The following is a 13,547-nucleotide window of genomic DNA, read 5'->3' as shown; positions in this document are numbered from 1 at the left end:
TTATGGCGCACGATGTAGTCCTGATTCCCGGTGACGGTATCGGTCCCGAGATTACGCAGGCCATGCGCCGCGTGGTCGAGGCCACCGGTGTCCAGATCAACTGGAACGTCCAGGAGGCCGGTGCCGGCGTCATGGACGAGTTTGGCACGCCGCTGCCCCAACATGTGCTCGATGCGGTCGCCGAGACCAAGGTTGCCATCAAGGGCCCCATCACCACGCCGGTCGGCACGGGCTTCCGCAGCGTTAACGTCGCCCTGCGCAAGCACTTCGACCTGTACGCCTGCGTGCGCCCCTGCCTGTCGCAGCCGGGCGACGGCTCGCGCTTCCGCGACGTCGACCTGGTCATCGTGCGCGAGAACACCGAGGACCTCTACGCCGGCATCGAGTTCGATGAGGGCGCTGCCGAGGTCGAGGAGCTCTCACAGCTCGTCGAGCGTTCGGGCCAAAAGACCTTCGCCGCCGATTCCGCCATCTCGATCAAGCCGATCTCCATCGCCAAGAGCCGTCGCATTGTGGAGTATGCCTTTGAGTACGCCCGCCGCTGCGGCCGCAAAAAGGTGACGGCCGTGCACAAGGCCAACATTATGAAGGCGACCGACGGCCTGTTCCTGCGCGTGGCGCGCAAGGTGGCCGCCAGCTATCCCGATATCGAGTTCAACGACAAGATCGTCGACGCCACCTGCATGGGCCTGGTCCAAAACCCCAATGATTTCGATGTCCTGGTGCTGCCCAACCTGTACGGCGACATCGTGAGCGACCTGTGCGCCGGCCTGGTGGGCGGTCTGGGCATGGCACCCGGCTCCAACATCGGTGCCGACTGCGCCATCTTCGAGGCAACGCACGGCTCCGCGCCCGATATCGCCGGTCAGGATATCGCCAACCCCACGGCCGAGATTCTCTCTGCTGCGATGATGCTCGATCACCTGGGCGAGAACGACGCCGCCAACCGCATTCGTGCTGCCGTCTCCGCCACGCTTGACGAGGGCGAGCAGGTTACCGGTGACGTGCGTCGTGCTCAGACCGGCTCCGTCGAGGGGGCCGTGGGCACGCAGGCCTTTGCCGATGCCGTTATCGCGCACCTGGCCTAAGGTACGCACGCTGCAAACGCCTAAATAGTACTTAAGTGTTTGCGTATAACCTAAGAATCAATACGCCCGGCGTCTCGTCGGGCGTATTCTATTGAGGACTATGTTTCCTAACAAGGAGTAACTGATATGGGTCTGATTCAAAAGAAGGACGAGAAGGACGAGATCGACGGTATCCAGATCATCGAGCGCGGCGAAGGCCCCGACGGTGATGAGGACGAGAAGATCGACCTGGTCGCCGGTACGTCTGCCGAGCACATTGCTGCTGGCACGACGGCCGAGGAGGAGGATGCTCGCCTGGAGGCAAAGATCGCCGCGGACGCCGCCGACGAGAACCTCATGCCCGAGGAGCAGGACGAGGACGACGACTCCGACGCGGACGATCATGCATTCAAGCACAAGAAGACGATGATTGCCGCCTTTGTGGTCGCAGTCGTGATCGCTGCCGTGGTCGGCTTCTTTATTGGCAATGGCGGCTTTGGCGGCAAGGGCGTCGGTTCGTCGACCCTGACCGAGGATCAACTCGATTCGACCGTGGCAAGCTATAGCTATAACGGCAAGAAGAGCGACATCACTGCGCGCGAGGCCATCGAGAGCCAGTACAGCCTTGATACCGTCAAGGATAGTGATGGCAACTACACCGCTCCTTCTGCCGATGTCATCCTGTCCTACGTGCGCAACAAGATCCTGCTCGATGCTGCCGAGGACGAGGGCATTATCGTCTCTTCCAAGGAGATGAAGCAGTACGCCGAGGACTCTATCGGCACCTCCGACTACAAAACCATGGCCACGCAGTATGGCGTGTCCAAGGACCAGGCCAAGCAGATCGTCCGCCAGTCCGCGACGCTGCAGAAGCTCTACAAGAAGAAGGTGGGCGATAGCTCCGCAAGCATGCCGACCGCCCCGACCGAGCCTTCTGACGGCAACGAGGAGACCGCGAGTAAGGACTACGCCGACTACATCATCAACCTTGCCGGCGACGAGTGGGATAGCGAGAAGGGCACCTGGAAGGACGCCGATGGCACCTACGCTAAGGCCTTTGCCGACGATGCCTTTACTGCCGATAGCGCTACCTATAAGCAGGCCATGACCGCCTATTACACCGCCTATCAGCAGTACTCCTCGCAGGCTTCGAGCGCCAGCTCCAAGTGGACCGAGTATGCTAACGGCCTCTACGCCAAGGCCAACATCAGCATCTACGGCCTGTTTGCGTAAAGATTGCCTGAGCTTTCGAGCGCGAAGTCGAAATATCTGATTGAGCCCGCTAGAACGTCCGTTCTAGCGGGCTTTTTGCGTCGGAGTTACTGAAGGCTTAATAATTTCCATCAATCTTTAAGCCCAAAGAGGCTATCGGCTTCATCGTCAGGTATGTATTCCAGAACATCGCCCGGTTGGCAGTCGAGTGCCCGGCATATCGCGTCAAGAGTTGAAAAACGTATGGCAGAAACCTTGCCTGTCTTAATGCGTGACATATTGACCTGGGAGATGCCCACGCGTTCCGCAAGCTCTTTGGATGAGATCTTGCGTTCGGCGAGCATGCGGTCAAGCCGCAGAATAATCATGGATTCCCCCTAGAGCAACTCGTCATCTTGTTTTTGCAGGATACACCCGTACTGGAAGACGCTGGCAATCAGGCTAATAATCAGGCCTGCAAAGAGCATGGAGGGCTCGAATAACTGGCCGGCGAACGCATCCGTAAAGCTGCCGCCAAATCCTAAGAGTATCATTCCCGTGATTACGGCACCAAGAAGCCTCACGGCAACGCCGCCGATAAGGAATAAATGTCCTACTCGACGAAGTGTCTGGTTACATTCAAGGTCAAAGGGCCTGCCTTCCTTTTCAATGTTGAAGAAAAGCCTGCGCACGCTTATCGCGATGGTAAGCGCGAGGCATGTCATCAAGAGGCTCCCTATGGCAGTGTGGCCATCGTGTGCGACGAGCATAAGTGGGGCCTGCGCATCGGTACCGACAATAGCCAGGCACGGCCCTTCGCCGGCTTGAAGTTCTACGGATTGGAGGCACGACCCTTGGGAGAGGCCGGGCAATATAAGTAGAAGGTCAATCGCAATGACTGCGAGGAGTCCCAGAGCGAGCGCTGTGGTAATGCAGATTGTGGCCCATTTGCAGATGCGAGCGAGCTTCCTCAGTTTGGCTATCGTCTGTTCGCGGCTGATGGTTTCATTCGATATAGATGCGTTTCGGTGGACCATAACCCCTCCAATCGGCGTTTTGGATGATACTTGTATCATATCAAAATTAACGATAAACGATAAATAATTACGTATACTGAGTAAGTAATGATTGAAAACGATTAGCGTGAGCTATTAGCTCATTTTGGATGCCGGAGTTTGGCGTTCGGGGGATGAGGACAAATGCCCAAAACTTCCCGTGATCGCGCAAGCGCTCCATCGCGCTTCCCTAATTCATCTGGGAAAACAACTGCAAACGATTGCAAGTAATCGGTGAACGGTCGAAAACTACCGTTCACCGATAATCTCAAAACTGGTTCTAACTGGTATTAAGTCAAAAAGACCAATTCACATATCTTCACAATGACCTGCAATTTTTCTTCACGCTATTTTTAGCCGCCCTGCGTTGTTTAGACACAGGAAAAGATCCGATCTTTTGCCAAAGCATTTCGAAACGGTTTCAAAACCGCAGGTAGAAGTGTTAACGACCGGTAAACGGTCGATTTATCACCGTGAGCGGTGCAAAAACGTTTTACCGTATGAATCAAGGAAAGCGACCTCTTCTGGGGTGATATAGTGACAACAACACGTCACGTGGTTACTACCAGTTTAGAAACCACTGGTCTTCAAAGTACGCTTTCTAAGAAGCTTTAAGGGCGAGCGCCCGCTGGCTTCTGAAAATCATCGGACTCAGATCGTACACACCTTCGGAAGGGAAATTTGAATGGTTGGCTTTATTCTTACCGGTCATGGACAGTTCGCACCCGGCCTCGCAAGCGCTATCGCTATGGTTGCTGGCGACCAGCCCGCTTTTACCGTCGTTCCTTTTGAGGGCGACCAGGCTGCTTCCTACGGTGAGGATCTCCGCGCCGCTATTACCGCCATGTGCGAGGAGTGCGATGGCGTGCTCGTCTTTACCGACCTGCTTGGTGGCACCCCGTTCAACCAGGCGATGATGATTGCCCAGGATGTCGACAACGTCGAGGTTCTGACCGGCACCAACCTTCCCATGGTTATTGAGCTTCTGTTCCTCCGCGGCAACGCCACGCTCGCCGAGCTTGGCGAGCAGGCCGTGACCGTTGGCCAGACGGGCATCACCGCCCAGACGGTCGCATCCGTTGCCGGCTCCGACGAAGAGGATATCTTCGGCGACGAGGACGGCATCTAATGGCCGATTTCGGAGCCAACGTCCTGAGCTCCTCGGTCGCCCTTTTAGGCCTGCTTGTCATCATGGGCTTGATTTACACCATCTGGTCGCAAATCAACATGAAGAAGAAGCAAAAGTACTTCAAGGAGCTGCACACCGAGCTCAAGCCGGGTCAGGAGGTTCTTTTCGCCGGCGGTATCTACGGAACCGTCAAAGGCATCGAAGGCGAGAAGGTCCAGATCAAAGTCCGATCCGGAGCCGTCGTAGATGTTTCGCGTTACGCGATTCAGGAGATCAAGTAACTGTCGTCAGCAAATAACGAAAGGAAGCTGATCAACATGGCAGAACCCAACATTCTTCTTACCCGCATCGATAACCGACTGGTTCATGGTCAGGTTGCCACCCAGTGGAACTCCACCCTGGGCTCCAACCTCATCCTCGTCGCCAACGACGACGTGGCGACCAACACCATGCGCCAGAACCTCATGAAGATGGCCGCTCCCGCCGGCGTCGCTACGCGTTTCTTCTCTCTGCAGAAGACCATCGACGTCATTGGCAAGGCGAGCCCGCGCCAGAAGATCTTCATCGTGGCCGAAACACCGGAAGACGTGCTTACGCTCGTCAAGGGCGGTGTGCCTATAAAGAAGGTAAACATCGGCAACATGCACATGTCGGAAGGAAAGCGCCAAGTCGCCACCTCCGTCGCAGTTAACGACGAGGATGTCGCTGCGTTTAAAGAGCTGCAGGAATTGGGGGTGGAGTTGGAGATCAGGCGCGTTCCGAGCACGCCTGTTGAGGACACGAGCAAGCTCTTCTCGTAATCCTCGTGATCCACGTTGTCAGGAGTGAAACCCTGACGTTCTGTACGTGAAATCCAAAGTGCGTACATACATTTTGAAAGGAGGAGCAAGATGGAATACTCGATCATCCAGATCGCTCTGGTCTTCGTCGTCACGTTCATCGCGGCAATCGACCAGTTTGACTTCCTCGAGTCTCTCTATCAGCCCATCGTCACCGGCGCCGTCATCGGTCTTATCCTTGGCGACCTCAACACCGGTCTTCTCGTGGGTGGTACCTATCAGCTCATGACGATCGGCAACATGCCGATCGGAGGCGCTCAGCCGCCTAACGCCGTCATCGGCGGCATCATGGCAGCCATTCTCGCTATCGCCACGGGCCTCGAGCCCAACGCGGCAGTCGGCCTCGCCATTCCGTTCGCTCTGCTTGGCCAGCTTGGCGTTACCCTGGTCTTCACGCTTATGTCCCCGCTTATGTCCACGGCCGATAACATGGCTCACAACGCGGACACCAAGGGCATCGAGCGCCTGAACTACTTCGCCATGGCTCTGCTCGGCCTGATCTTCGCTGTCGTCGTCACCCTGTTCTTCATCGCTGGCGCTACCATCGGTCAGACCATCGCTTCTGCCATCCCGACTTGGCTGCAGACCGGTCTCTCCGCTGCAGGCGGCATGATGCGCTTCGTCGGCTTCGCCGTCCTGCTCAAGGTTATGATGAACCGCGATATGTGGGGCTTCTTCCTCATGGGCTTTGGCCTCGCGCTCATCACCGTTGCCAACGATTCGCTGGCAACCCCTGCTCTGCTCATCCTCGCTCTCATCGGCTTCGGCATCGCTTTCTGGGACTTCCAGCAGCAGACCGAGCTGAAGGGTGCAGCTGTTTCTGACGGAGGTGACTTCGAAGATGGCATCTAATGAGTATGTGATCCCGGAGCACTACGAGGATCTCACTCCTGCTCCGCAGCTCGACCAGAAGACCCTCAACAAGATGGCTTGGCGCTCCTGCTTCCTGCAGGCATCGTTCAACTACGAGCGCATGCAGGCCGCTGGCTGGCTTTACTCCATCATCCCCGGTCTGGAGAAGATCCACACCAACAAGAACGACCTCGCGGCTTCCATGAGCCACAACCTGGAGTTCTTCAACACCCACCCGTTCCTTGTCACCTTTGTTATGGGCATCGTGCTTTCGCTCGAGCAGAACAAGGTTGACATCCCCACGATCCGCGCCGTCCGCGTCGCCGCAATGGGCCCGCTCGGTGGTATCGGTGACGCCCTGTTCTGGCTGACGCTCGTGCCTATCACGGCCGGCATCACCTCCAACATGGCCATCAACGGCAACGCCGCTGCACCGATCATCTTCCTGGTGATCTTCAACGTCGTCCAGTTCGCTCTGCGCTTCTGGCTCATGAACTGGTCCTACAAGCTTGGCACCAGCGCTATTGACGCTCTGACCGCCAACATGCAGGCCTTCACGCGTGCCGCTTCCATCATGGGCGTCTTCGTCGTCGGTTGCCTGGTCGTCACCATGGGTGGCACCCAGATCAACCTCCAGATCCCCAACGGCACCACCCGTGGTCTCTCCGCTACTACCGTGATCGTCTCCGAGAAGGAGGCCGAGAACTTCACCGGTATGGAGGGCATCGATACCGAGACCGCTGAGGCCGGTACCATCGCCATGACCGATAAGGACGGCAACGCCCTTACCGCTTCCGATGCCGACGGCAACGCTGTCGAGTGCGGCGTCACCGATCTGGGTAACGGCATGGAGTCCGTGACCTACGGCACCGTTACCGAGGATCCGGTCAACTTCTCTGTTGCCGACACCCTCAACACCATCGTCCCGAAGCTCGTCCCGCTTATGCTTACGCTGCTGCTTTACTACATGTTCGCTAAGCACAGCTGGACCCCGACCAAGGGCATTCTCCTGCTCTTCGTCCTTGGCATCCTGGGCGCTGGCCCGCTTGGTCTCTGGCCGAGCATCTGGTAAGGCTCTAGCTTGAGGGGTGTGTCCCTACGCGGCTCACACCCCGACCCCTTAAGCCATGTGTATGTTAAAAGCCGCGTGCTCGAAAGAGCGCGCGGCTTTTGTTTTCTTAATGATTCGGGTGTGGCAGACAGATAATGCATAACACCCTAGGTAGTTAGCCGAATTCGAGCAAAAGGGAGGATAGGATGGCGATCGGAGCGCGTAAGCAACCGCTGTACGATCAGCTGGTCGATATTCTGACCGAAAAGATTGACCATGAATATCGCGCCGGTGACATGATTCCTTCCGAGCGCGAACTTTCGGAGCGCTATGGTCTCTCGCGCACTACGGTACGCCTGGCTCTGCAGGAACTGGAGCGTTTAGGACTGGTGGTTCGGCAGCACGGTCGCGGTACCTTTGTGACCGACCGTTCGGCAAAAGCAACCAATCTTATGCAGTCCTACAGCTTTACCGAGCAGATGCGCGCGATGGGTCGAGAACCCGAGACCACGATTCTCGAGTTTTGCGAGATGGAGGCCGATAAGAATCTGGCCGAGCATATGGGATTGCGCATCGGTGATCGCATTTTTAAGCTCAAGCGCCTTCGTTCTGCCGACAACATGCCCATGATGGTCGAACGCAGCTATCTACCGGTTCGTCAATTTCTGTCCCTAAAGCGACCGCTGCTGGAGCGTAAGCCGCTTTACGATGTGATTGAGCAGGACTTTCAGCAAAAGATTCGCGTGGCCGAAGAGGAGTTCTATGCGAGCATAGCCCGTCCCACCGATGCCCACCTTTTGGGAATTGTCGAGGGCTCGCCTGTGCTCGATTTGGTCAGGACTACGTATAACGAGTCAAACGAGGTAGTGGAGTACACACTTTCGGTTGCTCGTGCCGATCAGTTTAAATACAAGGTTTACCACCAGCGCAGTAACTAGTGCTCGCATCGTTTCCATATGGTGATTCTTTGCATTTAACTGGTTACTACCAGATAACCAACCGAAGTGTATAATTGCACGTCAGAGGATTACTTCTAGAGAGAGGTATTAGAAATGTTCGAGAAGAGTGTCGAGGAGCTCACCGAGCTCGGCGCCCAGATCACCACGGCCGAGATTGCTCAGCAGCCCGAGCTTTGGCGTGATACGCTCAACATCTATCGCGAGAACAAGGAGGCCATCGAGGCCTTCCTGGCCGAGGCTCGCGCTATGGGCGAGGGTCGTCTGTCCGTTGTCTTCACCGGTGCCGGTACGTCCGACTACGTTGGCGATACCTGCGCCCCGTACCTGCGTCACGCTGGCAACACTGATCTCTACGACTTTAAGCCCATCGCCACGACCGACATCGTGAGCGCCCCGCGCGACTTCCTGCGCGCCGAGGATCCCACGCTCGTGGTTTCCTTTGCCCGCTCTGGCAACAGCCCCGAGAGCCTTGCCGCCGTTGCCGTTGCCAAGGAGCTCGTCCACAACGTCAAGTTCCTCAACATCACCTGCGCTCCCGAGGGCAAGCTTGCCGTCGAGTCTGCCGATGATCCCAATGCGCTGACGCTGCTCATTCCGCGCGCCAACGACAAGGGCTTCGCCATGACCGGTTCTTATTCCTGCATGACCCTGCTCTCCACCCTTATTTTCGACACTGCCTCTGACGAGCAGAAGGCCGAGTGGGTCGAGACGATTGCCAAGATGGGCGAGGAGGTCATCTCCCGTGAGCCCGAGATCGCCGATTACCTGGCTGGCGATTTCAACCGCGTGACCTACTTGGGTTCTGGCTCCTTCGGTGGCCTTGCTCAGGAGAGCCAGCTCAAGATCCTCGAGCTCGCTCACGGTCTGGTCGCTACTTCCTACGACACCTCCATGGGCTATCGTCACGGACCTAAGTCCTTCGTCGACGATAAGACGCTCGTCTTCGTGTTCGTCAACAACGACGCCTACACCCGTCAGTACGACATCGACATCCTCAACGAGATCGGTGGCGACGAGATCGCTCAGCACACCATCGCCGTTCAGCAGGAAGGTGCCACCGTCTATGAGGGTGAGTCCTTCACCTTTAAGGGCTACGAGGCACTTCCCGAGGGTTACCTTGCTCTGCCGTTCGTGATGTTTGCCCAGGCTATCAGCCTGCTCAACTCCGTCCGCGTGGGCAATACGCCCGATACGCCGAGCCCCACCGGCACGGTCAACCGCGTGGTTAAGGGCGTGACGATTCACCCCTTCACCGCTTAATCGCGTCCCCCTGTAAGGGCGCCCGTCCGCTCATAACGGCGGGCGGGCGCTTTTTGTTTTACGTGAGCTGGGTATAAGCATTACCACAGTCAACTGCTTTAGAAGCGAGGAGTGCATATGAGCACGTACGCAATTAAGGCTGACAAGTTCTTCTTGCCGGCAGGCCCGCAACTGGGCGGCTATCTTATGGTCGAGGATGGCGTTTTTGGCGCCTGGCAGGCCGACGAGCCCTCTTGCGAGATTAAGGACTACACGGGATCGTGGATCGCACCGGGTATGGTCGATACTCACATCCATGGCTTCTACAACCACTCAACTACCGATAACGATCCCGAGGGCATCGATATCAGCTCAACCGAGCTCGCCCGTCGCGGTACCACCAGCTGGCTGCCCACGACGTTCACCGATGGCGTCGAGCAGATCAAGGATGCCTGCGCCGCCATCGCCCAGGCGGACGAGGGTCGCGGCCCCGATTTCTGCGGTGCTCGCATTCAGGGCATCTACCTGGAGGGGCCCTTCTTTACCATGAAGCACGTGGGCGCGCAGAACCCCGCTTATCTTATCGATCCCTCCGAGGAGGTCTTCGATCAGTGGCAGGAGGCTGCGGGCGGTCGCATCGTTAAGAGCGCCATGGCTGCCGAGCGCGATGGCGCCGCTGCTTATGCGGCTGCTCTGAACGCCAAGGGTGTGGTGACCAGTATCGGTCACTCCGACGCCACCTACGATGAGTGCATCGCCGCCATCAACGCCGGTGCCAGCTGCTTTACGCATACCTATAACGGCCAGCGCGGACTGCATCACCGTGAGCCCGGTGTCGTGGGCGCTGCCATGTCCACGCCCGAGACCTACGCCGAGATCATCTGTGACGGCAAGCACGTGAACCCTGCCGCCATCAAGGCGCTGCTGCAGGCAAAGGGCTGGCAGCATACGGTACTCATCACCGACTGCCTTGGCTGCGGCGGCATGCCCGAGGGCAGCTACACCAGTGGTGGCATGGACGTCATCATGAAGGACAACCTGTGCTGGCTCGCCGACGGCAAGAGCATTGCCGGCTCGGTGCTCACGCTTGCCCAGGGCGTCAAGAACATCGTCGACTGGGGCATCGCCAGCGCAGATATCGCCATTCGCATGGCAACCGAGGTGCCGGCTCGCTCTGCGCACATCGAGGATAAGTGCGGCAGCATCATGCCGGGTCGCGACGCCGACTTTGTCGTGTTCGACCATGAGCTCACCCTCGTCGAGACGTATGTTGGCGGCCAGAGCGTCGGCAACGCCTTTACCGATTAACGATAGAAAAAGACGGCGGGCCCGAATCTGCTCGGACCCGCCGTATGGGTTAAACGCTCAAAAGCACCTTAACAGTTACAGCTTGTTAACGATCTTCTTTGCCGTGCGCTTGACGCCGGCCACAAGACCCCCCGCGGGATGCTCCTTTTCGTATGCTAGACGCTTCTCGCGCTTGGCGTACTCTTCGACGATGATGTCGCCATACTCGTCTTCGATCTTGTCGAAGAAGTCGACGGCGCCCTTAATTTCCTCAGCGGTCGGGTGTCCCTTCTGGACGCCGCCGGTGAGTTTGAACGGCCCCCACGTATCAAAGCCGGGACAGCCGTAGACGCCCATAAAGATGGCCTGCCTCATGCGGCAGATGCCATCGATATCCTTGCCGTACCACTTGTTTTTGCCACCGTAGGTCATAAGGCCAAACACCTTGTCCTGCGGCTGCAGCACGTTCGTGAGCACGCGTGCCATGTCCTTGTCGATCTCGGAGTAATAGATGCCCGTGGCGACACCGATCAGATGGTATTCGTGCAGGTCGGGGTACTCGTTTTTACCGAGTGACTTCACGTCGAGGGTATCGATCTCGGGGTGCGCCTCGACGATGGCGTCCACGAGCTTTTTCGTATTGCCGTGGTGGTGTGAGGCATAAAGGATGATGGTTCGCATAAGAAGGCCTTTCAGCTGTAATTGCATCAATGTCTGTATGGTACCCCGTTGCATGGCTGGGAAACCGGACGCATCGATGAACGTGCGGGTTTGTCCTTTGGTCAGGGCCGAGACGGGTTCTTGCGAGCAAAAAGCAGTTGTTCGAAAGGATGGACAATGGAATACGCTCTCTCCAACGATTCGATTTCTATCAAGGTCTCCACGGCCGGTGGTTCGTTTACCTCGATTGAGGCTGGAGGTCGCGAGTACTTGTGGCAGGGCGATCCCGCCGTGTGGTCCGGCCAGGCACCGATTTGCTTCCCGATTTGCGGAGGTTTGCGCGATAACAGCGCCATGACGTTTGCCGGACATCATGTGAAGCTCGCCCGCCATGGGTTTGCGCGCAAACAGGAGTGGAAGCTGCTGAGCCAGAGCGAGAACGAGCTGGCGATGTGCCTGGCTTCGGAGGATAACGCCGCGCTGCTGAGCGATTATCCGTATCCGTTTAAGCTTGTCGCCCGCTATACGCTCGAGGACGCCGCCGTGCGCGTCTCCTATGAGGTTACCAACGAGGGCACCGAGGACATGCCTTTCTTTATCGGTGGACACCCCGGCTTTAGGTGCCCGCTCGATGAGGGCGAGGCCTATACGGACTACGAGTTGCGTTTTGAGAAAGACGAGGCTGCTGAGCTTTGCGCTGCCGTCCCCTCGACTGGCTTGATTGACGTGACCAACCGCTCCAAGAACCCCATGGTGGGAAAGACGCTGCCTCTGTCACATGAGCTCTTCGATTTTGCGGAGACCATCTTTGACGTGCTCGAGAGCCGTCAGGTCACGCTTTCCAAAAAGGGCGAGGACAAGGGTGTTCGCCTGAGCTTTGAGGGCTTCCCGTACCTCATTGTGTGGAGCAAGCCCGAGGGTGATTTTGTGGCAGTTGAGCCCTGGGGCGGTCTTTCGACCTGCTCCGATGAGGACGACGTGCTTGAGCACAAGCGCGGCTGCCTTATCGCCAAGCCCAAAGAAACCATCGTGCGCTCGTTCACAATCGAGATTCTGTAGTCGCATGTAGCCAATTCGTTTTGCAAGGCATAAGGAGCCTGCGAGATAAGGAGCTAGAAATGATCCTCACCGTTACGATGAACCCGTCCGTCGATACGCGCTATCAGCTCGATGAGCTCATTATCGACGACGTCAACCGCGTGACGCCCGAAAAGACCGCCGGCGGTAAGGGCCTCAACGTGGCCCGCGTCCTGGGCCAGCTGGGCGACGATGTCGTGGCAACCGGCTTGCTTGGTGGTCATATGGGCGCCTATATGGCCGAGCTCATGGATGCTAACGGCATTAAGAATGATTTTGTGCCCATCAAGGGCGAGACTCGCATTTGTCTCAACATCCTCCACGCCGGCAACCAGACCGAGCTGCTCGAGAGCGGCCCGACGATTGCCCCCGAGGAGCTCGATGCCTTTACCGCCAAGTTCGCCGAGCTTGCGAGCAAGGCCGATGTCGTTACCATCTCGGGTTCGCTGCCCCGCGGCGTCGAGGCGGACTACTACGCTAAGATCACGGGCATTGCAGAGAACGCCGGCGCCAAGGTGCTGCTCGATACCTCGGGCGCCTCGCTCGAGGCTGCGCTCAAGTCCGAGGTCAAGCCTGAGCTGGTTAAGCCTAACCTGACCGAAATTAACGGCCTTCTGGGCACGAGCTTTACCACCGACGATGTGGACGAGCTCCGTTCCGCGCTCGCCTCTGACGCCCGCTTCTCCGATATCCCCTGGGTCGTCGTATCCATGGGCGCTGCCGGCTCCGTTGGTTTCCATAACGGCCGTGCGTTCCGCGCCAAGACCCCCGATATCCCCGCCGTTAACGCTACGGGCTCTGGCGATTCGACCATTGCCGGCTTCGCACATGCGATTGCTGCCGGAGCCGACGACGAGACGGTGCTGCGTACCGCCAACACCTGCGGCAAGCTCAATGCCATGGATCCCATGACTGGCCACTTGGTTATGGATCGTTGGGACGAGGTTTACAACGGCGTTGTCGTGACCGAGCTGTAGGAGCTTGTGCTGCGGCCCCGGCATCGGTTGCCAGCTCATGTCGACGACAAGTGCAGTAGCATTATGCCGGGGCGCGACGCCGACACTGTCGTGTTCAATCCCGACCTTACCCTGGTCGAGACGCATGTGGGTGGCAACAGCGTCGGTAATGCGTTTGCCGAGTA

At 57.7% G+C, this 13,547-nt stretch carries 15 protein-coding genes; 12 read left to right on the top strand and 3 right to left on the bottom strand.

The features are described from left to right. Positions 1 to 2 precede the first annotated feature (2 nt). Together ACESSC_RS04075 and ACESSC_RS04070 are read left to right on the top strand one after the other, a co-directional pair. Positions 3 to 1,088 (top strand): isocitrate/isopropylmalate dehydrogenase family protein, encoded by a 1,086-nt coding sequence (locus ACESSC_RS04075; RefSeq protein ID WP_373161330.1) that lies wholly within the window; start codon positions 3 to 5, stop codon positions 1,086 to 1,088. Between the two features lie 126 nt (positions 1,089 to 1,214). Then, the gene (locus tag ACESSC_RS04070) at positions 1,215 to 2,300 is read left to right on the top strand and encodes a hypothetical protein (RefSeq protein WP_373161328.1); all 1,086 of its coding nucleotides are present in this window, start codon (positions 1,215 to 1,217) and stop codon (positions 2,298 to 2,300) included. 110 nt (positions 2,301 to 2,410) lie between these two features. On the opposite strand, the gene ACESSC_RS04065 is transcribed toward ACESSC_RS04070, so the two are convergent. Further along, positions 2,411 to 2,647, bottom strand: coding sequence for a helix-turn-helix domain-containing protein (locus ACESSC_RS04065; protein WP_118334250.1), 237 nt, complete (start codon positions 2,645 to 2,647; stop codon positions 2,411 to 2,413). A gap of 9 nt (positions 2,648 to 2,656) precedes the next feature. Next, positions 2,657 to 2,983: a hypothetical protein gene (locus ACESSC_RS04060; protein ID WP_373161327.1), complete on the bottom strand. Its 327-nt coding sequence runs from the start codon at positions 2,981 to 2,983 to the stop codon at positions 2,657 to 2,659. A gap of 1,015 nt (positions 2,984 to 3,998) precedes the next feature. Between ACESSC_RS04060 and agaF the strand changes: the two genes are divergently transcribed. From agaF to nagA, 8 genes are all read left to right on the top strand, one after another. Next, positions 3,999 to 4,442: a PTS galactosamine/N-acetylgalactosamine transporter subunit IIA gene (agaF, locus tag ACESSC_RS04055; protein WP_373161325.1), complete on the top strand. Its 444-nt coding sequence runs from the start codon at positions 3,999 to 4,001 to the stop codon at positions 4,440 to 4,442. Next, on the top strand, positions 4,442 to 4,723 hold the full coding sequence (gene yajC, locus ACESSC_RS04050) for a preprotein translocase subunit YajC (RefSeq protein WP_022094612.1): 282 nt from the start codon (positions 4,442 to 4,444) through the stop codon (positions 4,721 to 4,723). The genes agaF and yajC overlap by 1 nt, the downstream gene beginning before the upstream one ends. Positions 4,724 to 4,759: 36 nt before the next feature. Then, positions 4,760 to 5,242 (top strand): PTS N-acetylgalactosamine transporter subunit IIB, encoded by a 483-nt coding sequence (agaV, locus tag ACESSC_RS04045; RefSeq protein ID WP_117716286.1) that lies wholly within the window; start codon positions 4,760 to 4,762, stop codon positions 5,240 to 5,242. Positions 5,243 to 5,332: 90 nt separating this feature from the next. Next, positions 5,333 to 6,133: a PTS mannose/fructose/sorbose/N-acetylgalactosamine transporter subunit IIC gene (locus ACESSC_RS04040; RefSeq protein WP_022094610.1), complete on the top strand. Its 801-nt coding sequence runs from the start codon at positions 5,333 to 5,335 to the stop codon at positions 6,131 to 6,133. Next, positions 6,123 to 7,205, top strand: a complete 1,083-nt coding sequence (locus tag ACESSC_RS04035; RefSeq protein WP_055251210.1) for a PTS system mannose/fructose/sorbose family transporter subunit IID — start codon at positions 6,123 to 6,125, stop codon at positions 7,203 to 7,205. Before ACESSC_RS04040 ends, ACESSC_RS04035 begins: the two co-directional genes overlap by 11 nt. 185 nt (positions 7,206 to 7,390) lie before the next feature. Beyond that, positions 7,391 to 8,122 (top strand): GntR family transcriptional regulator, encoded by a 732-nt coding sequence (locus ACESSC_RS04030; RefSeq protein WP_022094608.1) that lies wholly within the window; start codon positions 7,391 to 7,393, stop codon positions 8,120 to 8,122. Between the two features lie 114 nt (positions 8,123 to 8,236). Further along, a complete protein-coding gene (locus tag ACESSC_RS04025; RefSeq protein ID WP_035137674.1) occupies positions 8,237 to 9,403 on the top strand; it encodes an AgaS family sugar isomerase in 1,167 nt (388 codons plus the stop codon). 117 nt (positions 9,404 to 9,520) lie between these two features. After that, positions 9,521 to 10,690: an N-acetylglucosamine-6-phosphate deacetylase gene (nagA, locus tag ACESSC_RS04020; RefSeq protein WP_373161323.1), complete on the top strand. Its 1,170-nt coding sequence runs from the start codon at positions 9,521 to 9,523 to the stop codon at positions 10,688 to 10,690. A 75-nt stretch (positions 10,691 to 10,765) separates the two neighbouring features. On the opposite strand, the gene ACESSC_RS04015 is transcribed toward nagA, so the two are convergent. Beyond that, positions 10,766 to 11,350, bottom strand: a complete 585-nt coding sequence (locus ACESSC_RS04015) for a flavodoxin domain-containing protein (protein WP_225093927.1) — start codon at positions 11,348 to 11,350, stop codon at positions 10,766 to 10,768. 156 nt (positions 11,351 to 11,506) lie between these two features. Here ACESSC_RS04015 and ACESSC_RS04010 point away from each other — a divergent pair, with 156 nt between their 5' ends. Together ACESSC_RS04010 and ACESSC_RS04005 are read left to right on the top strand one after the other, a co-directional pair. Continuing rightward, positions 11,507 to 12,388, top strand: coding sequence for an aldose 1-epimerase family protein (locus ACESSC_RS04010; RefSeq protein WP_117847913.1), 882 nt, complete (start codon positions 11,507 to 11,509; stop codon positions 12,386 to 12,388). A gap of 59 nt (positions 12,389 to 12,447) precedes the next feature. After that, complete coding sequence (locus ACESSC_RS04005; protein WP_055251199.1) at positions 12,448 to 13,383, top strand: hexose kinase; 936 nt, start codon at positions 12,448 to 12,450, stop codon at positions 13,381 to 13,383. Positions 13,384 to 13,547: the final 164 nt, after the last annotated feature.

The sequence above is a fragment of the Collinsella aerofaciens genome, assembly GCF_964243765.1.
Classification (GTDB): Bacteria; Actinomycetota; Coriobacteriia; order Coriobacteriales; family Coriobacteriaceae; genus Collinsella; species Collinsella aerofaciens_BU.
The sequence above is the reverse complement of the archived record's forward strand: the minus strand, read 5'-3'. Positions and strand labels throughout refer to the sequence as shown.

Excerpts from the sequence above, each read along its gene's own strand:
- ACESSC_RS04035 (WP_055251210.1), top strand. The coding sequence starts at position 6,123 with ATGGCATCTAATGAGTATGTGATCCCGGAGCACTACGAGGATCTCACT.
- ACESSC_RS04015 (WP_225093927.1), bottom strand. The coding sequence starts at position 11,350 with ATGCGAACCATCATCCTTTATGCCTCACACCACCACGGCAATACGAAA.
- ACESSC_RS04030 (WP_022094608.1), top strand. The coding sequence starts at position 7,391 with ATGGCGATCGGAGCGCGTAAGCAACCGCTGTACGATCAGCTGGTCGAT.
- ACESSC_RS04040 (WP_022094610.1), top strand. The coding sequence starts at position 5,333 with ATGGAATACTCGATCATCCAGATCGCTCTGGTCTTCGTCGTCACGTTC.
- ACESSC_RS04010 (WP_117847913.1), top strand. The coding sequence starts at position 11,507 with ATGGAATACGCTCTCTCCAACGATTCGATTTCTATCAAGGTCTCCACG.
- ACESSC_RS04025 (WP_035137674.1), top strand. The coding sequence starts at position 8,237 with ATGTTCGAGAAGAGTGTCGAGGAGCTCACCGAGCTCGGCGCCCAGATC.
- ACESSC_RS04005 (WP_055251199.1), top strand. The coding sequence starts at position 12,448 with ATGATCCTCACCGTTACGATGAACCCGTCCGTCGATACGCGCTATCAG.
- agaF (WP_373161325.1), top strand. The coding sequence starts at position 3,999 with ATGGTTGGCTTTATTCTTACCGGTCATGGACAGTTCGCACCCGGCCTC.
- yajC (WP_022094612.1), top strand. The coding sequence starts at position 4,442 with ATGGCCGATTTCGGAGCCAACGTCCTGAGCTCCTCGGTCGCCCTTTTA.
- agaV (WP_117716286.1), top strand. The coding sequence starts at position 4,760 with ATGGCAGAACCCAACATTCTTCTTACCCGCATCGATAACCGACTGGTT.
- ACESSC_RS04075 (WP_373161330.1), top strand. The coding sequence starts at position 3 with ATGGCGCACGATGTAGTCCTGATTCCCGGTGACGGTATCGGTCCCGAG.
- ACESSC_RS04060 (WP_373161327.1), bottom strand. The coding sequence starts at position 2,983 with ATGACATGCCTCGCGCTTACCATCGCGATAAGCGTGCGCAGGCTTTTC.
- nagA (WP_373161323.1), top strand. The coding sequence starts at position 9,521 with ATGAGCACGTACGCAATTAAGGCTGACAAGTTCTTCTTGCCGGCAGGC.
- ACESSC_RS04070 (WP_373161328.1), top strand. The coding sequence starts at position 1,215 with ATGGGTCTGATTCAAAAGAAGGACGAGAAGGACGAGATCGACGGTATC.
- ACESSC_RS04065 (WP_118334250.1), bottom strand. The coding sequence starts at position 2,647 with ATGATTATTCTGCGGCTTGACCGCATGCTCGCCGAACGCAAGATCTCA.